Genomic DNA, 19,733 nt, shown 5'->3' on the forward strand with positions numbered 1-19,733 from the left:
TCACACACCAGGCTCTGCCAATGCGGCTTTTAGCATCTGGCAAGAACGTGCCAAAACGGCATCCAGCGCCTCAAGCAAACTCGCCTGCTGCGATGTTTGTTGCGTAATTGACTGCTCCAGCTGCGCCGCAAGCTCAGCACAGCGCAACAACCCAAGGTATCCAGCTTGTCCTTTCAATGTGTGTGCCATTCTGGCAGCCGCTTCAATATCTTTCTCCTGCAAGCTTTGTTCAAGGCGCGTGCAAAACGTGCTTTGTGCCACAATAAACTTATCGGACATTTTACGATAAAAGTCTCTGTTGCCATTAACATGCTTAAGACCCTGCGCCATATCAAGCAAATCACTCTCTGCACTTTCATGTGATGCCATTGGCTCGGTTACGGTCGAGTAAGGCTTCACAGGCTCCATAACAACGAGCCCCTCAGGCATACTTAGCTGGGATTGACGACAAAGCCATTGGTAAATCTTTTGATAAGCCAGCTCAACATTAATTGGTTTGGCGATGTGATCGTCCATGCCACACGCTTTAATCTCTTGCAGATCATGGTGCATCACATTCGCCGTCAGGGCAATAATTGGCACCTGGCGATAAGTCGGTATTTTTCTAATCTCCCGGGTCGCGGTGTATCCATCCATCACGGGCATCTGACAGTCCATTAGAATCAAATCAACATCCGCTTCACGTACCCGCTCCAACGCTTCCTCTCCGTGTTCCGCCGTGAACACCTGCATACCCACATCAGTTAGTATCTCCTGTGCGATTTCCCGATTAATATCATTATCTTCCACCAATAACACAGTTGCCCTTTCAAGTACTGCTGATACTGCCCCAGGCTCAATTTTGGCACCGATTTGTACGCCCGGTTCTGTTGCAGTCTCACCAAGTGGAAATGTAATCTCGACAAAGAAACGTGCACCTTCTCCTTCGCTACTCTCACACCAAACCCTGCCCCCCATGAGTTTCACCAGGTTTTTACTGATCGCCAGACCCAGGCCAGTCCCTCCATATTGTCGGGTGGTCGAAGCGTCAGCCTGAGTAAACGGGGCAAACAAAGTTTGCAGCTGACTCGGTGAAATACCTATGCCGGTATCAGACACGCAGAATAGAATCTGAGCATTGGATTTTGTCACCGCTTTTGCAGTCAATTGCAGGGTGATACGGCCAAAATGGGGGGTGAATTTGATTGCGTTACTGAGCAAATTTAGCAATACCTGACTGAGCCTGAGCGCATCCCCCATAAGGACTTTAGGCAGTTGAGGGTCTTGCTTTACCTCAAAGCTCAGTTGTTTCTCGTCAACCCGGGCCGCAATCAAACCACAGACATGTTCAATCAAAGTCTGCAAACCAAACGGAACAGACTCCACACTCAGTTTACCTGCCTCAATCTTAGAAATGTCCAAAATGTCATTCAGAAGTACCAGCAAGTTATCTGCTGCATAACGTATTTTTTTCAGATAGTTATGCATTTTGGGAGGCGCATCCATTTTGAGTGCCAGATGCGTTAATCCAGTTATCGCATGCATAGGGGTGCGAATTTCATGAGACATGTTGGCGAGAAACTCCGACTTCGCACGGGTCGCACTTTGAGCGGCCTGCATCGCTTCCAGGAGCCTTTGCTCTGCCTCTTTACGTTCCGTAATATCACGTATAATGGCAGTGAAATAATTAGCCTCTCCCACCTTAGTTTCGGCAACAGCCAAGTCGATGGGAAAGCACCGGCCACTTTTATTGCGTGCCGTCACTTCACGCTTATTATCGATGACTTTTTTTACGCCGGTATCAAAGTAATTTTGCATATACTGATCATGGCTACTTCGATAAGGCTCAGGCATCAACATTCGCAGATTTTTACCCAATACTTCATCAGGCGCATAGCCAAACATCTCCACCGCCGCCGGGCTAAACTCCTGTACTTCTCCTTGCATATTAATCACTATAATGGCATCCGCAGCTGTATCTATGATGGCCCGCGTCATCGCCTGATTTTCTATCAGCGACAACTCTTTGTGCATCTGCTCCGATATGTCCTGAACAATACCGACCATTTTGTAGTGTCCGGTATTACTGTCTTCACATCGCTCAGCGACGAGTCGAATGAAACGGCATGCGTCGTCACTTTGCAGCTCATAATTAAAGTCATGGTGCTGTTGCTGCTTATCAAAAATAGCCTGTAACGCAGGCTCAGATACAACATCTGCGTGGCCAAACAATGTACTTAACGTCACAGGCTGTGCGGGTGACGCTCCAACGATATCGTAGGCTTCCTGAGATAAATGTACCAAACCACTTTCCAATTCGAGCTCCCAGCGACCGAGACGAGCCATTTTTTGTGCCTGCTCATAATTCAGGTTGGCACTTTGCAATTCCGCAGTGCGTAACTTGACCCTGGATTCAAGCTCGCACTTATTTTTGTCCAATTGTGCAATGTGCTCACTAATCGCACTGGAAGCCCAGTTAAATGTCTCTGTCAGCGTTGCAATTTCTTTAAACCCATAACGTACGCTCTGATGTGTATAAGTGCCATCTGCAAGTAAAGTCGCCTGTCTGGCCAGTTCCCCCAATGGCGCAATAACGCCTTTCCTTAACAGAACCATCACCATTAGGATCAACCCACCACAGCCGGCCCACATCAAAGCCAGATTCAGGCGAATATTGCGCCACAGCATTTGCTCACTCAATGCCAGATTATAATCTAAGTAAATCAACCCACGACGGGTAGAACGAATCTCAGTATCAGAGGGCAAGGCAAAGCTTTGCAACGCTTCAAGTGTGCTATGGTCCGCCGAGAACACCATTGACGGCATGTTGTTAGTCAGCGCGATTTTAAACGCCTGATTGGTGTGGTGACTGGCCACGTCTTGTAACGATTTGCCTATATCAGCAAACTGGTTGCTGAATAATATTTTCCCCGCCTCATCAGCCACCGCAATGTTTGCAACTTCCGGAACCGTGCCGATAATAGATAAATCATGCCGAATTTCCTCAGCTTTATCCGAACTCAGGTTCACTTCGACATGACGTTTCAATGTCAGTAGCAGGTAATTAGCATGTGATTTGTGGCTTGATTGAGCTGCATCCCGACTCCCCATATAAATAACCATAGTGCTCAGGCTCAGTACTGCGAAGCAAAGCACTAATATCCCCACAGGCACCCAAAATGCCAGGGACGTTGGCACACCCGGGCGTCTCATTGAGTCACAAACCTCGCGTCAACCAAATCATCGACATCGTTAATTTGTGCAATCATATTATGCTCGAGTAAAACAGCTAGCAGCTGGTCAGCAGTAACTTGCAAGGGAGGGAGTGTGCCTGTCCCCACCAACAAGTCACGATTGGTAGGCATATCGGCCAATGCTATCCCATCAAGTGCTGCCAATAGTTCATTTGGCTGTAATCCAAGCCTGGGAGACATCAATTGCGCAGCTGTTTCAGGATTACTTTTTATAAAAGCGAGGGCTGAAAACTGAGCAGAAATAAGTGTTTGTAGGGCATCAAAGTGATGAGAGAGCTGTGCGGTCCGAACCACTAGCACATCAACAATTTTGCCTGGAATTTGCGCACTATCAAAAATAATATGATGCGCCTGGTTGACCAACTGAGTTGTGACCGGCTCAAATGTCACGACGGCATCGACCTCATGTGACTGAAAGGCCCGAAAGTGCTGGTTCACAGGTAAGTGCACCGCTTCAATGTCAGCCATTGTCAAATGCGCAGCATCCAGTGCTTCATGCAGCATCAGCGCACCTACGGCCGTTTGCTCGTAAGCGATACGCTTTCCTTTGAGTTGTGCTAATTCAGCAATCGGTGCTCTGGCAACGACCGCATCAGCCCCATTTGAGACATCCATAATCAATACGATTTTGAGCGCAATACCCTCAGACACCAGAAGCAGTGCTTCATCCAGCGTCAGTGCAGCTACTTCAATACGGCCATGCCGAAACGCATCCATGGTGTCAGTGGCAGACAGTAACTCTACCAACTCAATGTTATCTGCCAGCAGGCCCTTTTGCTTGGCCAAATAGAGGGTCTCATAGCCCGGCCACAAATTGAACCCTACCCTAAGCTGGGTACGCGGTGCATCAGAACACCCGACAATCAGTGCAAATGTGAGTACTAATAACAAAAATTTCACTTCGTGCCCCGTCCATTAGGTCATTGGTAAAGTTTCTTTTTGTATTCTAGTCTTGATTTGAGAACTTGGGGGCTGACGAGAAAAATAGCAGTGTAATTAAGCTGTCAGCCAGCGCGAAGTAAACTAAACAGGTGAACTGAATGGAGACCATACTGATCGTTGATGATGACGAGTTTGTTGTTGAATACCACACACATATGCTGTCATCATACTATCATACAGAGGTTGCAAAGGACGGCGAAACCGCACTTAAACTGGTCGATTCATGTCCGCCTGATCTGATTTTAATGGACATTCAGATGCCCCGTATGAACGGCTATGAGGCTGCCTATAAAATCAGACTTGCTGGTCACACTATGCCCATTTTGTTTTTTTCTAATCTGAATTCATTGGAAGAGCGCTTAAAGGCCTATGATGCGGGCGGTAACGACTTTATTGCCAAACCAGTAGATGAGCAGGAGCTACTCAAGAAAATCTCTGTGCTGCTAAAGGCACACAAAGCCCATCAGGGCAATGCAGAGGAAGTCGCGGTTAAAGCACTGTCGGATTTATCGTCGCTCGGTTATGTAATGGGGTTTTATCGGGATAGTTTTCAATGTGGTGATTTGCCTCATCTCGCTCAGGCCGTTTTCAAGCTCACCCGAGGGTTTGGCCTGAAGTGCTCGTTGATTATTCGCGATCAAAAAACCAACCCCTGCTTTTTTGACGACGGGGTAACCAAGAATATCGATGCCGCATTGTTGGAATCATTGCAAGGCGCTGGCAGGATCATGGCCTTTGGCAAGCACAGGGCGGCATTTAACTGGCGTCATGCCTCTTTACTGGTTAAAAACATGCCAGTGCATGCCGACAAAGTGGGCACTATGCGGGATTATCTCGCTTACGTAATGGATGGTGTGGAGCAATGCGTCAACAAAGTGTTATTGGAGCAGCAGTTGCGCCAAACCATTGTCCAATTTAAAACGCAAAATACAGACATTAAAACGGGCATTGTCACTCTGATTGACGATCTTGAAGTGCAGCTCGATACCTTATTTTCCAGCATGAGTATCGACAATGAGTTGTCAGAGGAAGCCGAGCAACAGCTCATTACCCTTATACAAGCGGCTCGATCCTCTGCAGGCACCAAATTAGAGTCCGGTAAAGAGATTGAGCAACAACTGGCAAGCCTCATCGATATCCTAAATGAGCAACCTACCGGTACAAACACCACTGACATCGAGTTGTTTTAACCCCTCCGACTGTCAACGTCAACTCAAACGCGTTAACCTAATTATCAAAAACAAAAGCTTGGTTTTATTTACCTTTTATATATACAATATTGGATAACTCAATAATAAGCATAAGGAAACAAAGTGAAAAAACTCATTTTAGGCTGCGCAATGTTAATCGCAGGGCAGGCACAGGCGGCCTGGTTGACTGCTGGTGGAAGCATAGATACGATTGTGGTTTATGCAAATACCAATACCATTTTGGTCACGCTACAAGCTGGTACAAGCAACTTAAATAACAAATGCACAACTAAATCCCCTACGCTGGCTATCAGCTCCGGGTTGACCGAAGAAAGACGTAACCGCATGTACTCTATGCTGCTGGCCAAAAAAGCGAGCGGCCAGGCAGTGAGCCTGACTTATGACTCTACAGCGGCATGTGAACCTTGGGATTCAAACAGCTCAGCTTATTCACGCATCCTTCGTATGTATTAAGTGATATGCGAATTGCTCAGATGGCCCGATAAATACGTTGTCTTTGTCGAGCCAGATGGCAGGACATCATTTGGCGCATAACAGCGCCAAATGATGTATTGAAAGGAAAAAGGAAAGGACTTATTCACATCAGGCAGATGCAAAGGCGGGATTAACTGGGTTGCTCAGCTGTAACTTGGGTCATAAAGCCCTGTGACGTCAGCTGATGAGTGACTTCTTTGATAAACCACTCACCTTCAAGATGATCGACCGTTTTATCAACCGAAATTAATGCCCCGGCAACTATGTCTGGGTTGCCTGGTACCGTCAGCTTTACGGCGCCATGAGCACGTTGAAGGCGTGTCAGTTGACTATTTGCTGCCGCCTGGGCGCTGGCTTCATCCGGATACAGGTAAGGTAATGTGATCACAGGTGCCCCACCCCCTGCCTGAACTGCGATCCGCAGTGCCTGCTCCGGATCATGATAGTAGCTCTGAACCGCCCCCACTAAATGACAATGATTGCTGACCCGGGACCAATGTATGATGTGGTTTTTCCCCAAAGTCGCTGATGTCACGGTTTGTCCGGACAAAGACCGTCCAGTCCCTTTTGCAACGAAAAGCAGTTTATCTGCAGCCACTTTCATTACTGCGTCATAACGCAGGGCAAGGCGAGTAAGCAACTGCATGTCACTTTCACTTTGCTCCAAATGAGGCAAACTAATACTCTGCAACGTGTCATCCACACCACTTTGCAAGCCATACTCAGAAGCGATTTGCTCAACCAGCTCGCCCAGTGTGACCGGTGTTTCATTACCCTGCTCAGGCCAGGAGCGAAATCGTGGCGACTTAAAGTCAGCATCCCACATAATGCTGTTGCCATATAAAGTGAGTGCCCGCGCAGGACCGCTGAGTTCGTAAGCGCCCACATCAAACTTTCCTACCGGCGTCAGTGCGGCATGGTTGTCAGGCGTGCCATCTTTATAGCCCAATGCGATTTCAAGTATGTTACCGGGCTCGGGCAGTTGAATTGGCAACTCCTCCAGGTTGTCGAAGCGCACAACACATACATCACTGAGCAGCCCGGTTCGCTGTGTGACACTAACTTCAACAATCCGATCTTTAAGGCTTTGAGTGACTTCATTGCCGTTTGCTTTGATAGAAAAATAGGGTTGTTGCTTCATAGTTAATCCCAAATATTAATCACATGCTTGGTCTTAGGCTTGGGCAACTCTGGCAGGAAAATTTCGATGCCAGCCGGGTAGATAGCACCTAGCCCGGCTAACCCGGTGTTTGCACCGAGCACCTTTTCCACGGTTCCTGAGCTCTGCCCGTAATGTCGGTAACAGATCAAATCCAGACAATCACCGTCGCGTGTTACATAATTGACCCCTTTCATAACGTCTCCTTATTCGGGTTCCTTCAATGCTGCCTGATAACGACTTAATCGCATTGAAAACTGGATCTCTCTGGGAATACCATCGTTAAAGAACAAGGTTCGAGTCTCACTGATACTACTGATCACCCATTTGCCCAGTACGCGACCAACACTGGGGTTGGTCTTGCCACTCTCTTCTACATAACCCAGAGTCAGAGGCTGCCCTTTGGCCGCCTCTTCACGCATGTAATCGAGCTGTTTTAGCCCGTTTTCGACAATTTGCGGAAAGATGGTGCCTTCCAGATCCAGCGTTTGCTCGCCAACCCCAATAAACTGCATCAAAGGGCTGTTTTTATTAGTTGGAGCATCAAGTGATTTCCAGCGATATTGCGTGTCGTATTTCAATTTATTGAATGCTGCTGTACTGACTGAAAACTTATAGTTGCCCAGCTGCATCATGTGTCTGGCATGATTGGTATTGCTCATTGTTCACCTGAATTATGAAATGTGGGCTCAAGCCACCTGATTAAAATAACGCGCATTCAAGTCCCGAATGGCCTGTTGTTGTTGCTGTTCAAGGATCTGCTTAACCTGAATAGCGATGTCCTGAGCCTGCTCACCACCGCGTGCGTTGACTGTGATATTGGCGTTGACCGTTACCTGCGCCGCCTGGTGAGCTTTGACACCATTTTCAGACCCAGACGTTGTGTGCGGTGCTGCAGGACCTTGTGAACCTGACAGAGCCTCTGGCGTGTTTACCAGATTAGCCTTATCTGCTGCCCCTTCACCGGACTCATCCGCTTTCTCTTCGCTAAACCAACTACCGATTTGCGTGCCGACTACCGCATTAGTGATAAACCCAGCCAGTGGCGCAGCCATCTTCAACCAGGGATTACGGCTTTTCTCCATCAAACCACTCACCGCTTTCGCGGAAAACATACCTCCGAGCGTGCCGCCAATCACCTGTGCTTTTTGCGAGCCACTCAAAGTATCATCATTGGCAGCCTGCCAGACGGTGTGATAGTTCAGCGCATCGCCGACAAAGTTGCCAACTCTGGCCACTGTATGCGCACGGCTTTTGTTATTCCCGCTGAGTTCAGCAAACGCAGACGCCGTGCCCGCGGCTAAATTAAACGGATTGATAAACTGGTTTTTGATAAAGCCTTCGGCAACATTCAGCAAACTACTTCCATCGCCACCTGGAGACACAGTGCCGGACTTGCCAGCCTCCTGCGCTGCAAGATGGGGTGTCCCAACAGTGCTGTTGATTTCTGGTGTTGTCTGGGGTTTGACAGGTTCATCATCAGCAAACCAGCCTCCCAGCTTTTCGCCCAGCCAGCCACCAACAGACTCACCGCCCATCGCCCCCAATGCGCCGCCGACCAGGCCACCTATGGCAGTGCCAATACCTGGGATCACGGAGCCAATTGCAGCCCCAGCGGCTGCGCCAGCCCAGGCACCACCGGCCCCCCCTACTGCACTGCCAACCTGTTGCGTTTTTTGCTCTGCACTCAGGCTGTCATCCGACAACGTAGTTGCAACGTCCACGGCGCCCATCACCGCACTCAAAGGGGCAGCCAGCTTACCGAGCATTTTGGCCCCGGGCAGACGACTGAATAATCCGCCTTTTTTCCCTGCGAACTGCCCCAGTTTGCCGGCCGTTGCGTCATTTGCCGCAGCCTGAACCGGTATCGATTTAGATGTCGCGTTAGGGAGCTGCCTGCCAGCATCGAGCGAGCGAATAGCGTTGCCCTGTGCTGCGGGCTTGCGTTTATGCTGACTGGCTGCATTTTTCTCCGGTTCGGAGTCTGCCTGGCCCTTGCGTTGCCCTTTGTTACGCCCTCGCTTACCACCAGGTTTGCCCTTTAACTTGCCCTTGTTTTTGCGCTTACGTGGCTGTTTTTTCTCTTCTTCAGGCTCATCCTCTAATTGCCCGTCGAGTTCATCAAAGACACTGGCCCCCTCTGCGTCGCCATCAGTATCGCCAAATAAACCCGAGCCACTTAAAAACTCAGATGCGGCATCACCCAAAGAGGATAAATCACCGCTCATCAGTCCTTTAAAGTCCAGCTTGCTGAGCGCGCCTTGATGTTGCGCCAACAAAGATGCTGCGCCGTCCATACCAAACGCATTCAGCAGATCCGGTGCTGCCAAGACCAGCGAAGACAGGTCGCCATCCAGCACGCCTTTCACATCCAGTTTCTGGAACACCCCGGCATGCTGTTGCAGCAATGAAGCCGCATCATCCATACCAAAAGCACTCAGCAGCTGAGGGCCGGCTTCGGTCAGAGACGACAAATCGCCGCTCAAAAGCCCGTCCACATCGAATTTTTGTAGTGCAGGTAAAGCCGACTCAAGTAAGGCGCCGGCATCTCCCAAGTCCAGTGCTTTGAGCAGATCCGGCGCGGCATTCATCAAGCTGGAGACATCGCCCTGCACAATGCTTTTTAAATCAAGCTGAGCCAAACCTGGAATTGCAGTTTGCAACTTGTCTGCGGCATCATCCAACTCAAAGGCGCGTAATACCTCAGGCGCAGTGTCCAGCAAACTGCTCAGGTCGCCTTCCATAATCGCCGACGCATTGAGTTTGTTAAGCACCGGCATGGCCTTTTGCATCGCAGCCGACGCCCCTGGCATGTCCAGTGCTTCAAACACAGCCGGAGCAACCTCACCCAGTGAAGCCAGATCGCCACGCATGACTCCCTGAATATCCAGTTTTTGCACTATGCCAGCATGTTGTTGTAACACAGCCGCAGCATCTTCCATGCCCAGCGCATTTAGCAACTCAGGTCCGGCTTCGGCCAGTGAAGTCAGATCACCACTAAGCAACCCATCAACATCAAACTTTTGCAAAGCTGGCAGCGCCGCGGCCATAGCTGTGCCAGCGTCACCCAGCTCCAGCGCGTTTAGTAACTGGGGAGCAACTTTCATCAGACTGGAAACATCGCCCTGAGCAATGCCTTTGAGGTCAAGTTGTGTCAGGCTTGGAATAGCTGCCTGCAATTTGTCTGCGGCCCCTTCCAGCTCAAACGCGCGCAGTACCTCTGGCGCGGCATCCAGTAAACTGCTGAGATCGCCTTCAATGATTGCAGGCGCATTGAGTTTACTAAGCACAGGCAGGGCTTTTTCCATCGCCATAGAAGCGCCAGGCATGTTCAGTGCCTGAAATAGCTGTGGAGCAGCCTGGATCAGTGAGTCCAGCTCTCCCGAAGCCAGCGCTGGCATATCCAGTTGCTGAAGTGCCGGTAACGCTTGTGCGACACCGGCCGACAGGCCGTCCAGACCCAAGGCACTAAGCATCTGAGGGGCCTGCGATGCTAACGCTTGTACGTCACCGCGCAGCACACCTGACAAATCTAACTGTGCCAATGCAGGCAATTCTGCTGCCAAGGCCTGCTGCAGCTGAGGCAAATCCACTGCCTCAATCAGCGCTGGCAATGCTGTCTTCAGACCATCCAGGTCGCCTTCAAGCAACGCTTTAAGATCCTGACTTTGAAGTGCAGGTAATGCGGACTGAAACGCGGCGACTGTCGGACTCAGGTCTAAAGAGCGGCTCACCTGGGGCATCAAACTGCTCAGACGGCTCAAATCAGCGTTCACTGCCTGAGACAGTGCAGTCACACTGGACACATCCGATGCCTGCTCAGGGGCAGCAACCTCACCACCTGCGCTATGCGAGCCACCCAATTCAATCGGATCCTGACTTTGTTCAGACGCACTCGCCGCAACAAAGCCAGGTGCCGTAACTGTTGAAATCTGGCTTACTCCGCCAGGCTGAGGTACATACTCATTCTGAGTTGTAAGGCGAGCAATTACAGCGCCAAGGTTATCTATAGACGTCAGCAAAGCGTCTGACACCTCAGCAGAAGCCGGGTTGTCAACACTCAGGTTAACCGTTCCTTCGGCTGGCGCAGGCTGACCCGACGACCCCTGTTGTGCCAGCGCAGATTGCAGGCGTTTTTGCAAATCGCTGCTTTGAGGCGCGAGTAGTGCCAGCGCCTGAAGCTGCGCCAGTAATTGTCCAACAGAGGCTGCACTGGCATCACTTTGTACTTGCAAAGCGTGCAGCGTCCGACCCAGTTTCGCCAGTCGCTGGTCCACGCCATTGCTCTGCGCCAGGCGATGTTTAACTTTATTTTTGGCTCCGCCAGGAGCACGAAGATGTTCGACAGTTCCTTGTTTCATAGATTTACCTGAAAGAGTTAAGAGGTGATACCAGGGAGTGAAGGGAGATGTTGTGTGGCATTGCTCAGCAGCCTTAAAAAAGCCACTGAGCAATGCCCGAATATTGAGTGCCAAACATGCGCAAAGGCGCATGCCTGCAAATGTTGACCCGCAACGGATCAGGACACAGCGGTTGCCTCTTTATAGTCAACCGCAGCATTGAACCAGTCGATTAATTCATCTTCGGTCAATGCGTTGAGCTCGGCCAGGCCCCAGCCGGTATACTTGGCTAAGGCGATAACCATGGCTCTTAAGCGCCTGGGCGGGATACGAGAAAAGCCTGTAAGGTTTCTCTGAGCTTCACAAAGTCGCTCCAGTCAAGCTCTTCGATGATATCCGGCGAGACTTCGCACAAATTGGAGAAGTAACGAATTTCACTTTCCGATTCGCTGATATCTGCCTTATCCACCATTAACCGGTCACGTACTTTTGGTCGTCTCATTGTCAGTTCGGCATACTCATGCCCATCAACCGTAATTGGAAATGCCAGGGTAATGATTTCTTTCATGCTTTTGCTCCTATTATTATTTACTCAGCGCATAGGCGGGTGGCCCTTACCGGTCGCTAAACTGGCAAAGTGTACCCGCTAACATCAAGACAAGAACGTGAATTAAGCGCCAATCGCTGCGCGTAACAACGCCATCTGATCTGTGCCATTGATTTTGCGTACATCGTTGTACAAATCAATTTCGTAGATCACTTCGTTGTTGATCTCCAGCTTGTACTTCTGCACGGTGTATTGCAGCGTCAACTTAGCTTCTTCGCCGTCTTTCCAGTTACCCATGTCCACTTCTTTGAAGAAGCCTTCTAAAGTCACAACCACAGGCTGTGGCGGCTGACCTTGCGCCTGAATCGCACCACGCGCTGTCAAAGGTGTGGTTGCGCCACTCCAGTCGCCCAGCAGCTTCATCATGTCAGCGTTGTATTCAAGTAACGTAATGTTGCCTTCCAGTTTCTCAAGCTGACCTACGTCCAGCTCAATAGGCGCCTGAAAGCCTGATGTGACTTCACGGGTTTTGACTGTGACTTTTGGCAGCTGAATTTCGTCCGCAATGCCCAGGTAGCCTTTGCCATCAACGAACAGTTTGAATTTTTTAAGGATTTTAGGAGACATTGCCATTATACGATTTCCTCTAGGTAGTTGTTTGTCAGAATGCTCTTGAAGGTGATGTGCTCAGCCGGTGTTGGCGGCGTAAAGTCAAAGCTGAAGTAAACCTTGCCAGCCTGGAGGTTTTCCGGCGAATTCAGCTCTTCGTCTGCCCAAATCTCACCGCCCAAAATCGCACCTTGCGCCTTCAGACTGTCCAGATAAGACTGCACACTTTGTTTTACGTCTTCGATGTAAGTTTTGGTGATGTTGCGGTCAACCGCCCACATGTGTGCACGCAGCAGTGAATCGTTGATCATATCCGCAGTACGTACGACTGACAGGAAAGTCCATTTCGGGTCACCAGAACAAGTGCGGTTACCCCATAATTTGAAACCATTCTGACGAATAATCGTCGCAACATGGTTTTCATTCAGATGATTTGCGCGAGCTTGTCGGTCACCCAGCTGGAAGTCCACTGGACGAGCAGTGCCTACAATGCCATTCATTGCCGTGTTGCTCGGGCTCCACCAGAAGCCACGGTCGTTATCCGACTTGGCAATCATACCCGCAACACGGGCACTGGCTGGCTCAACTTTTTCAACACCGTCTTTGAATACGCGGACATGCGGGTCGACCAGGAAGACACGACGTGAGCTCTGATCACCTCGATACTCAATGGCTTTGGCATCTGTGGTATTCGGACCGTCAGCGATGATCACTGCACGCAGTCGCTCTGCCACACCCACCAATTTGCTAACAACAGGGTTCGCACCACCATCGCGCTGATGCGTATAACCCGGTGCAACCAGAATTCGTGGTGCAACGCCCAGTACAGACTCAGCACCCAGGAATGCAAACACCCCTTTGTATTTGCCATCATCCGTTGAACTGTCTGTCATCGCAGCCATCACAGCAGCTTCATCTGCACCTTCAACACGGATCACAACCACAGCGGCACCCGCCTGGTCAAAAATCCCGTTCAGTGCGTCAGGCAGCGTACCCTGGGTTCCGAGCTTTTCAGCCTCACTGCGCTTACCCGCAATCAATACCGGTGTATTGGCAGGAAATGCGTCTGTATCAGCATCAGGTGCAGTACCGATAACACCAATTACCGAGCTTTTTACAGTTTTAATAGGGCGCGTACCAGATTGCGCCTCGATGACTTCTACACCGTGTAGAAATTCAGACATAGATATCTCCTTTAAAGGTATGTCAATTAGCTAATAAAAAAGCCACAGACGTGAGGCAATGAATTGGCCCCACAGTACTGTGGCTTAAGTTGAAATAGATTAAAAAAACAGAAGTTAGATTTGGATCCCTTCGATGGTTACCGGTTCACCATTGATGAGGTATAACCCTTCAATAGCGATTGATAATTTGCCGTCTCCGACCGGGTGCACCGCCACCCCTTCAAGTGAGAACCTGGGCTCCCATTGCTCAAGTGCGTTGGATATAGCAATCGTAATGTCGCCTACCAGAGAATGTGAAAATGGTCGGTCAATTAATTCAAATAAGCCGCAGCCATAATCACGACGCATCACCCGGCTTCCCTTGGGCGTCGTTACTATGTCTTGAATACTTTGCTTTAAATGTTCAACGCCACTGAGTGGCTTGCCCGTCTGGGCATTCATCCCTATCATGCGGCACCTCCTTTGTTGCCCACAATGAATTGCGCAAACCCATCTTCAATCTTTGCGTTACAACTGCTGACATCACCCACTCGGGCAACTGCTTTGCGCCCAATGGTAAAGCCCGGCGCCCCTTTTGTTACCGTCTGCCCCGCATGAGGCGGCAGCTTGCTGTCTTTGCTGTGTAAGTGCACGGACAATACGTCACCAACACACAACACCGCTTCTCCACCGACCTTAAAGGTGTTTTGTGCTGCAGCCACCGTGGCCGGGTTGTAATCATCGTGCAAATTGGTTTGGGCTTTATTTAATGAAATGGCTGGCATGGTTACTCCTGCGCTTTGATCATTGCACCATTGAGCAACAGATTGCCCGTCGCCGCGATGGCAATATCCTGCTCCGATGAGCTGATATTGACCTGCTTGCCCGCTAAATTCAGTGTTTCTTCTGCCGTTACGTGAATGTTTTTTACTGCACTGACAGAAGCGTCATTGCCCACTGTGAGGTTGGCATCATTAACGACATTGATTGAGGCGTTGTTGCCCACTTCTACCGTGGCATTGAAGCCACACTCGATACGAAGATCTCTTTCACTGTGTACCGTAATTTTTGCGGTTTCTTCACCGTCAGTATCCGGTACATAAAGATGATAAGTGTGATTTTGAGTGTCATATTCAACCAGCGCGCCATCCTGATAGCGGGTGCGGTGCACATGTTCACGACTGCTTGCCGCTGCATAGCTTTCCCCTTCACCCGCACCTAATACATGATCTGGCTTATGATGATCTGCGGCCGCACTATAAACACTGCCCAAAATCACGCCCTGAGCGGTGTCACCACAAGGCGCAAGGACGATAACCTGCTCGCCGACCTCGGGGGTACGCCAGGTCATGTTGTGTGCCGCCATATCGGTCAGCCAGGGCAGCTTAGCTGTGATCCAGTCACCGATTTTGACCTTCACACGAGCTGCCTCGTAGTCAACTTCATGTACTGTACCAAGCGTGATCAGCTTACTTAAACGATGCTGTAAGTCAGATAAGGCTAATTCTGATTGAGCGGGGTCCGGAATCATAATATCTCCCCTGCGGGCGTTTGGGTGCTGTAGACCAATTTATGCTCATGACCGTGTTGCCCCAAATACACGTCGGTGATTGGCACGCCTGGCGATTCGCTCTGCTCAACCTGATAGTAAAATGACCAGTTCAACTGCAACTGAGCTTTCACGTCCTCACTTTGCTGACTAAAGGCAAAGGTCGTTTTATCGGCAATAAAGTGTTGCCAATGGGTGGGCACGTCGTCCGCCATCATTGCGGCTTCGCCTGTACTGATTACCTCATCCAGCCGTTCCAGCAGCCTGGCTTTATCGCCATCCATCAACTCAATATCAAGCTGCACACTCAGCACCCGCCTGTCCAGCGGGTTTGGGCTGAGGTTTTTGTTGTATGCCGGTCCATAGCTGACACCGATTTCGGTGCCTTTACTTTGCAGCTCGCTGGCCTGTCGTTCCAGTTTAGGCGTTAATGTCAGTTGGGCTTGCTGGGTCAGGTCCGGGGCAACCTGGCTCGGGATTAAATAATCCACCTGAGCCACAGCCGCCAGGGACGTCGTCAGACGCTCAAGCACCTGGGTGATTAAGGTAGTTCGTTGCATAGACTTGCTCTTAGATTAAAAAGACTCGAAGACGATCAGTGAGTCAGGGCGGGCGACGTGCCCGAAGTCGGATGGTATTACAGCTCAGGCTTGACCGGCCAAGCGACGTCGTTTGGCGAGTCAAATGTTTGCGGTAAATTCCTCAATGCCTGACGGTAGTGCTTCAGCTCATCAGGTACCGCACCTTCCGTTTCCTGATATTTAAGTACCAGCCAGTCTGTTGAACGCAGATAGGCATCGCGCATTGCTCTGATTGAGTGCCACTCACTCTCATCTGCAAGTTGCTGAACAGGCATTTGCGCTTCATTTTCTGTTATGTCCATGTTTATTGCTCCCATGTTGGTTGGTTTTGACTGATGCGCACTGCACTAGGGCGACCACGCTCCGACGTATACTCAGTACTGACGCCAATAGCTCGGGATGCGCCGCAGTGGTATCTCGGGTCAATTTTAAGGGTTAACCTCGCGATTCCCGAGTCACCCCCCTGACCAATTGCCCTGAAATTCACGGGGACTGAAGACCCTTTCAGGTCCGGACCCAAAGGAATTTCTTTCGCCGGGTTGTCCGGCTCTGAAATAAACAGGCTGAGATGGTTATTGTGAACAATACTTTTTGCTTCCATCACCGCAGAAACACAATCCGAAAATGACGTGCCGGTAAATACCAAGTGTTCAGTGTAACTCGTTGCAAACATCCCCCGGTGGGTCATAATAACTTCGCATTTAAAGTAGTCCCCACCTGCGCCGAAACCACCGCCATTTTGTGCATCAAATTCAAGTAAGTTGATGTAATAAGGTTCTTGTGGTGCGGCGCAATGCGGAAATTCAGCATCTGGCCCATCTCTGTCTGCGGTATACCCACCATTACCGAGATTAGTCGCAAAGAAGTAACGCTTTATTTTGCCTTGCTTATGAACTTCTAAGCCATTAACCAGTTCAGTATGGCCACTTTTCCAGCTATTAAACTCAGACTGGGCCTGAGCCATTTCCGCATTAAGCGACGCTTCAGCGTTTGTTACACGCGTATCAACCTGCGCTAACTTCGCATTCAGTGTCGTTGTGATTTCACCTGCTTTATCGGCCACAGTCTGACACAATGCGTTAGCACGCCCTGCGACCTCTGTTAGCTGCTGCGAGATTGGTTTAGTTTCAGTTGTCATATAGTCTCCTTTGAACTTTGTAAGTCACTTTCATCAGGCATGTTCCAGGGCCGTCAGGCGCCATTCTTGTTCAATCTGGCGATGCATGGTATCGATCTGGGCCAAAGTTAATTCGGCCAGCTCGTTATCGAGGATCAGGTTGAGGTTATCGACACCGAGTTTGACCTCAACACTGTCTGAGGGCAGCTGTGTCAGACTCAAAGTTAGCCACTGCAACACTTTAACGTCCGGCGTGCGATACCCCAGCGTAGTGTTAGGTTTAGAATACACACCCAGTAAAATCAGTTTAGGCTGACCGTTTGCCAGCTTTTCGCCGGAATCCAGAAATACGCCAATTTCGCCAATTGCGTACTCCAGGGGCGCCTCGAATTTGGCGGCCACTTTCAGGCTACTGCTTTCACCGTCGGTGTAGTCCGAATCGGCAATTTCCACCAGCTCTTTTTGAGAGCGCAGCGTAGTTTGATTTTTAGATGGGGTATAGCTTGCGTCCCCAAAGGCCATATGGCTTATCTGCCCTTTAAAACCTCTGGCGCGTGCAGACAATAAGGCATCCAGCCCCGCCTGAGTAAATTGCAAGGTTAATGCTGACATTAAGTCACTCCTTGTAAATGAAAAGATTGAATATTCAGAGCTTGAATCCCTGACAACAGCGCCAACTCGCCAGCCACCAGTTCAGGTGTAATACCCAAACTTTCAGCGACAATATCAGCACGGTTCAATGAATGAAGCAGAGCACAAGATGTGATCCCGCCCTCAGTTCGGTCTGGCGTAAGGCCTTCACCTTGTAAACGCCAGCGCTGGCAGTTAAGCATGTGTCCTGCCGCTGAGGTTGCCACCGAGCCCTGTGTCGGATCTGGCGTGATACCCAGGCCCGCCGCTTCATGATCAATCAGATTGAGCGGTGCTTGCACAGTCCCAAAAGGTGCTACAGACTCGCTCAGTGAAATACCCAGCTGTAAATCGACATGGATGGCACCGCGCTTGACCGCGTTAATCACCCGGCGGACTTTTTTCAACATCTGGGGTGTCAGCAGTCCTTGCTGATGGTCGTCCAAATTCTGATTCACTAATGCCCACACTTTAATCGTACCGGGCGGCATGGCCTCTTCTGAGGGGATGTCCGCTCCTTCGGACTGCCACCATTCCCTGATCTCAGTAGCAATGTTTAAACTGTCGAGTGCTTTTTGCAGCGCATAGGGTGTGCCTTTATATTGGTGAACTGTAAACGCATCGCGGATCACCTGGCGCTTGAGTGCTTCTGACCAGGCTTCGTCCCACTCATCCACAGACATAGACCAAGCCAGCCAGGGCAATAACGGCGTGGGACAGAGCATCGGATCCCATAATGCACGCAGCAGCAAACGGATATCCTGTAAAATACAAGCATCCTGCACACTGCGACGCAGCGCCTGTTCATCCGGAGCATCATCCAGATTGGGGATGTTAAGTGCCTGGCCAAGTTCAGTGAGCTTAGTCACCGGGCAAAGGGTGCTGTCCCAAACCACAGTGAGCAGCTGATTAATATCCGCACCAAAAAAAGCACTGCTGGTCATCGCATCGAGCTGCCACTTCGTTGCAAGTCGCTGCCGCTCAGCCTGGGTCCTGTTACTGATATCCAGTGTATCAAGCAGTAATGATCTTACTTTGCCTGGTTTTGTCATCTGTCGGGCAAGAGCCCGGCTTAGTGCTGATGCGCTACCTGGTAATAATTCATTCATCTTTCACCGCCACAGTCACTTGTGCGTGTTCACACCAAGCCGACTGCACATCCGTGACGGATACATTGCTTGCAGGAGACAGCAAATGAACCTCATCGACGCCCTCGCGATGCAGCGCGGCAAACAATCCGGCCCGGGTTACTTTTTTCCCAAGCGCCTGACGGCTCACCAGATAATCTTGCAATGCGGCCTCGGCAGCCTGACGGATTGCGTTAGCAGACGGCCCTGGTAACACCACCAGCTCCGCCTTAACGGTAAAAGGCACAATTTCAGCGGCACGAACGGTGACCCTATCGCCCAGGGGTCTCACTTGTGACCCCCCCTGGTGCTCCCATCCCTGGGCAGCAAAGTGTTTACCTACTTTTTCAAGCAATGCCTGAGGCGGCGTGCCATCTCCTTCAGTACTGAGAATGGTCAGGGCAATGTCACAGGGTGCCGGACTGGACACGGTGACATCACGAATGCGCGTATCAAGTGACAAAGCATGAAAGGTATAAGCCGAGGCACTACCTGCGGTATTCAAGCCATCAAAAGCCAATTGAATACGCTGACGAAACCGGCTATCTTCCTCTGCGTCGCCTCGCAACAGGTTATAACGCGAGGCGATGGCATCCAGGTCTGCACCAGTGGCCGTTGCCAGCATCACGCCCCGAACCGCATCATTTGCCTGTTGAGTGTGCAAGACTTGCTGATAAGCCAGCGTTTGCAACAAGGCAGTCAACGGGTCACTTTCAAGCGCCAACGCATCGGCATAGTGAGGATGAGCGGTTAAAAAACGCTGTTTGATTTCCTTAAACTCTTGTTCGAAATCCACATCCTGTAGCAGCTCAGGTAAAGGCACCCGGGACAGGTCTGGTGTCGCAAATTGGCTCATCTCATCCTCTGTCTTACAAAATTAAGTTATAAAAAAACCCGACTTGGCACTGCATAAGGCAGTACCGCATCGGGTTTATCACGGGAAGTACGATTTGTTCTTTCGTTAGCTTTCTCAAGCTTAGGTGTATCTTACTGATTTTATGGGAGTAAAAACGGTCAACTTTGACCGGTTTAAAATCGACTCAGTAAACCC

The 19,733-nt window shown here is 50.2% G+C and carries 21 protein-coding genes; 2 read left to right on the forward strand and 19 right to left on the reverse strand.

All coding sequences use genetic code 11. The annotated features are described in order from the left end of the window. Entirely contained in the window at window positions 1–3,192 is a 3,192-nt protein-coding gene (locus MHN31_RS03905) for a PAS domain S-box protein (RefSeq protein ID WP_239443494.1), read from the reverse strand. After that, window positions 3,189–4,133 carry an ABC transporter substrate-binding protein gene (locus MHN31_RS03910; RefSeq protein WP_239443495.1) on the reverse strand — a complete coding sequence of 315 codons (945 nt, stop codon included), beginning with the start codon at window positions 4,131–4,133 and terminating at the stop codon, window positions 3,189–3,191. Before MHN31_RS03910 ends, MHN31_RS03905 begins: the two co-directional genes overlap by 4 nt. A 140-nt stretch (window positions 4,134–4,273) precedes the next feature. Here MHN31_RS03910 and MHN31_RS03915 point away from each other — a divergent pair, with 140 nt between their 5' ends. Further along, window positions 4,274–5,365 (forward strand): response regulator, encoded by a 1,092-nt coding sequence (locus MHN31_RS03915; protein WP_239443496.1) that lies wholly within the window; start codon window positions 4,274–4,276, stop codon window positions 5,363–5,365. A gap of 123 nt (window positions 5,366–5,488) precedes the next feature. Then, window positions 5,489–5,839 (forward strand): hypothetical protein, encoded by a 351-nt coding sequence (locus MHN31_RS03920; protein ID WP_125562324.1) that lies wholly within the window; start codon window positions 5,489–5,491, stop codon window positions 5,837–5,839. A 151-nt stretch (window positions 5,840–5,990) separates the two neighbouring features. Here MHN31_RS03920 and MHN31_RS03925 read toward each other — a convergent pair whose 3' ends face one another. The 17 genes from MHN31_RS03925 to MHN31_RS04000 form a co-directional block, all read right to left on the reverse strand. Further along, window positions 5,991–7,001 (reverse strand): contractile injection system protein, VgrG/Pvc8 family, encoded by a 1,011-nt coding sequence (locus tag MHN31_RS03925; RefSeq protein ID WP_239443497.1) that lies wholly within the window; start codon window positions 6,999–7,001, stop codon window positions 5,991–5,993. Window positions 7,002–7,003: 2 nt separating this feature from the next. Then, on the reverse strand, window positions 7,004–7,216 hold the full coding sequence (locus MHN31_RS03930) for a tail protein X (RefSeq protein ID WP_010385140.1): 213 nt from the start codon (window positions 7,214–7,216) through the stop codon (window positions 7,004–7,006). 9 nt (window positions 7,217–7,225) lie between these two features. Further along, entirely contained in the window at window positions 7,226–7,681 is a 456-nt protein-coding gene (locus MHN31_RS03935; protein ID WP_125562320.1) for a phage tail protein, read from the reverse strand. A gap of 27 nt (window positions 7,682–7,708) precedes the next feature. Further along, window positions 7,709–11,380: a hypothetical protein gene (locus MHN31_RS03940; protein ID WP_239443498.1), complete on the reverse strand. Its 3,672-nt coding sequence runs from the start codon at window positions 11,378–11,380 to the stop codon at window positions 7,709–7,711. Between the two features lie 158 nt (window positions 11,381–11,538). Then, on the reverse strand, window positions 11,539–11,664 hold the full coding sequence (locus MHN31_RS24175; RefSeq protein WP_268253660.1) for a hypothetical protein: 126 nt from the start codon (window positions 11,662–11,664) through the stop codon (window positions 11,539–11,541). Between the two features lie 5 nt (window positions 11,665–11,669). After that, window positions 11,670–11,927, reverse strand: coding sequence for a phage tail assembly protein (locus tag MHN31_RS03945; protein ID WP_010385143.1), 258 nt, complete (start codon window positions 11,925–11,927; stop codon window positions 11,670–11,672). A gap of 102 nt (window positions 11,928–12,029) precedes the next feature. Continuing rightward, on the reverse strand, window positions 12,030–12,539 hold the full coding sequence (locus MHN31_RS03950; protein ID WP_010385144.1) for a phage major tail tube protein: 510 nt from the start codon (window positions 12,537–12,539) through the stop codon (window positions 12,030–12,032). Next, on the reverse strand, window positions 12,539–13,699 hold the full coding sequence (locus tag MHN31_RS03955) for a phage tail sheath C-terminal domain-containing protein (RefSeq protein ID WP_125562316.1): 1,161 nt from the start codon (window positions 13,697–13,699) through the stop codon (window positions 12,539–12,541). The genes MHN31_RS03950 and MHN31_RS03955 overlap by 1 nt, the downstream gene beginning before the upstream one ends. A 114-nt stretch (window positions 13,700–13,813) precedes the next feature. Beyond that, window positions 13,814–14,149, reverse strand: coding sequence for a GPW/gp25 family protein (locus MHN31_RS03960; RefSeq protein WP_125562314.1), 336 nt, complete (start codon window positions 14,147–14,149; stop codon window positions 13,814–13,816). Beyond that, window positions 14,146–14,463, reverse strand: coding sequence for a PAAR domain-containing protein (locus tag MHN31_RS03965; protein ID WP_125562313.1), 318 nt, complete (start codon window positions 14,461–14,463; stop codon window positions 14,146–14,148). The genes MHN31_RS03960 and MHN31_RS03965 overlap by 4 nt, the downstream gene beginning before the upstream one ends. A 2-nt stretch (window positions 14,464–14,465) precedes the next feature. Further along, window positions 14,466–15,209 (reverse strand): phage baseplate assembly protein V, encoded by a 744-nt coding sequence (locus tag MHN31_RS03970; protein WP_239443499.1) that lies wholly within the window; start codon window positions 15,207–15,209, stop codon window positions 14,466–14,468. Further along, a complete protein-coding gene (locus tag MHN31_RS03975) occupies window positions 15,206–15,787 on the reverse strand; it encodes a hypothetical protein (RefSeq protein ID WP_239443500.1) in 582 nt (193 codons plus the stop codon). The genes MHN31_RS03970 and MHN31_RS03975 overlap by 4 nt, the downstream gene beginning before the upstream one ends. 77 nt (window positions 15,788–15,864) lie before the next feature. After that, on the reverse strand, window positions 15,865–16,110 hold the full coding sequence (locus MHN31_RS03980) for a phage tail assembly chaperone (RefSeq protein WP_010385151.1): 246 nt from the start codon (window positions 16,108–16,110) through the stop codon (window positions 15,865–15,867). 2 nt (window positions 16,111–16,112) lie between these two features. After that, window positions 16,113–16,946 carry a hypothetical protein gene (locus MHN31_RS03985; protein ID WP_239443501.1) on the reverse strand — a complete coding sequence of 278 codons (834 nt, stop codon included), beginning with the start codon at window positions 16,944–16,946 and terminating at the stop codon, window positions 16,113–16,115. A 33-nt stretch (window positions 16,947–16,979) separates the two neighbouring features. Further along, window positions 16,980–17,537, reverse strand: coding sequence for a phage tail protein (locus MHN31_RS03990; RefSeq protein WP_138539418.1), 558 nt, complete (start codon window positions 17,535–17,537; stop codon window positions 16,980–16,982). Then, window positions 17,537–18,664 carry a phage tail protein I gene (locus tag MHN31_RS03995; protein WP_239443502.1) on the reverse strand — a complete coding sequence of 376 codons (1,128 nt, stop codon included), beginning with the start codon at window positions 18,662–18,664 and terminating at the stop codon, window positions 17,537–17,539. Before MHN31_RS03995 ends, MHN31_RS03990 begins: the two co-directional genes overlap by 1 nt. Then, entirely contained in the window at window positions 18,657–19,538 is an 882-nt protein-coding gene (locus MHN31_RS04000) for a baseplate J/gp47 family protein (protein ID WP_239443503.1), read from the reverse strand. The genes MHN31_RS03995 and MHN31_RS04000 overlap by 8 nt, the downstream gene beginning before the upstream one ends. Between the last annotated feature and the right edge of the window lie 195 nt (window positions 19,539–19,733).

It is taken from the genome of Pseudoalteromonas sp. McH1-42, from assembly GCF_022347845.1.
Classification (GTDB): domain Bacteria; phylum Pseudomonadota; class Gammaproteobacteria; order Enterobacterales; family Alteromonadaceae; genus Pseudoalteromonas; species Pseudoalteromonas rubra_D.

Coding starts and splice junctions, on each gene's coding strand:
- MHN31_RS03905 (WP_239443494.1), bottom strand. CDS start 3,192: ATGAGACGCCCGGGTGTGCCAACGTCCCTGGCATTTTGGGTGCCTGTG.
- MHN31_RS03915 (WP_239443496.1), top strand. CDS start 4,274: ATGGAGACCATACTGATCGTTGATGATGACGAGTTTGTTGTTGAATAC.
- MHN31_RS03925 (WP_239443497.1), bottom strand. CDS start 7,001: ATGAAGCAACAACCCTATTTTTCTATCAAAGCAAACGGCAATGAAGTC.
- MHN31_RS03930 (WP_010385140.1), bottom strand. CDS start 7,216: ATGAAAGGGGTCAATTATGTAACACGCGACGGTGATTGTCTGGATTTG.
- MHN31_RS03935 (WP_125562320.1), bottom strand. CDS start 7,681: ATGAGCAATACCAATCATGCCAGACACATGATGCAGCTGGGCAACTAT.
- MHN31_RS03940 (WP_239443498.1), bottom strand. CDS start 11,380: ATGAAACAAGGAACTGTCGAACATCTTCGTGCTCCTGGCGGAGCCAAA.
- MHN31_RS24175 (WP_268253660.1), bottom strand. CDS start 11,664: ATGGTTATCGCCTTAGCCAAGTATACCGGCTGGGGCCTGGCCGAGCTC.
- MHN31_RS03945 (WP_010385143.1), bottom strand. CDS start 11,927: ATGAAAGAAATCATTACCCTGGCATTTCCAATTACGGTTGATGGGCAT.
- MHN31_RS03950 (WP_010385144.1), bottom strand. CDS start 12,539: ATGGCAATGTCTCCTAAAATCCTTAAAAAATTCAAACTGTTCGTTGAT.
- MHN31_RS03955 (WP_125562316.1), bottom strand. CDS start 13,699: ATGTCTGAATTTCTACACGGTGTAGAAGTCATCGAGGCGCAATCTGGT.
- MHN31_RS03960 (WP_125562314.1), bottom strand. CDS start 14,149: ATGATAGGGATGAATGCCCAGACGGGCAAGCCACTCAGTGGCGTTGAA.
- MHN31_RS03965 (WP_125562313.1), bottom strand. CDS start 14,463: ATGCCAGCCATTTCATTAAATAAAGCCCAAACCAATTTGCACGATGAT.
- MHN31_RS03970 (WP_239443499.1), bottom strand. CDS start 15,209: ATGATTCCGGACCCCGCTCAATCAGAATTAGCCTTATCTGACTTACAG.
- MHN31_RS03975 (WP_239443500.1), bottom strand. CDS start 15,787: ATGCAACGAACTACCTTAATCACCCAGGTGCTTGAGCGTCTGACGACG.
- MHN31_RS03980 (WP_010385151.1), bottom strand. CDS start 16,110: ATGGACATAACAGAAAATGAAGCGCAAATGCCTGTTCAGCAACTTGCA.
- MHN31_RS03985 (WP_239443501.1), bottom strand. CDS start 16,946: ATGACAACTGAAACTAAACCAATCTCGCAGCAGCTAACAGAGGTCGCA.
- MHN31_RS03990 (WP_138539418.1), bottom strand. CDS start 17,537: ATGTCAGCATTAACCTTGCAATTTACTCAGGCGGGGCTGGATGCCTTA.
- MHN31_RS03995 (WP_239443502.1), bottom strand. CDS start 18,664: ATGAATGAATTATTACCAGGTAGCGCATCAGCACTAAGCCGGGCTCTT.
- MHN31_RS04000 (WP_239443503.1), bottom strand. CDS start 19,538: ATGAGCCAATTTGCGACACCAGACCTGTCCCGGGTGCCTTTACCTGAG.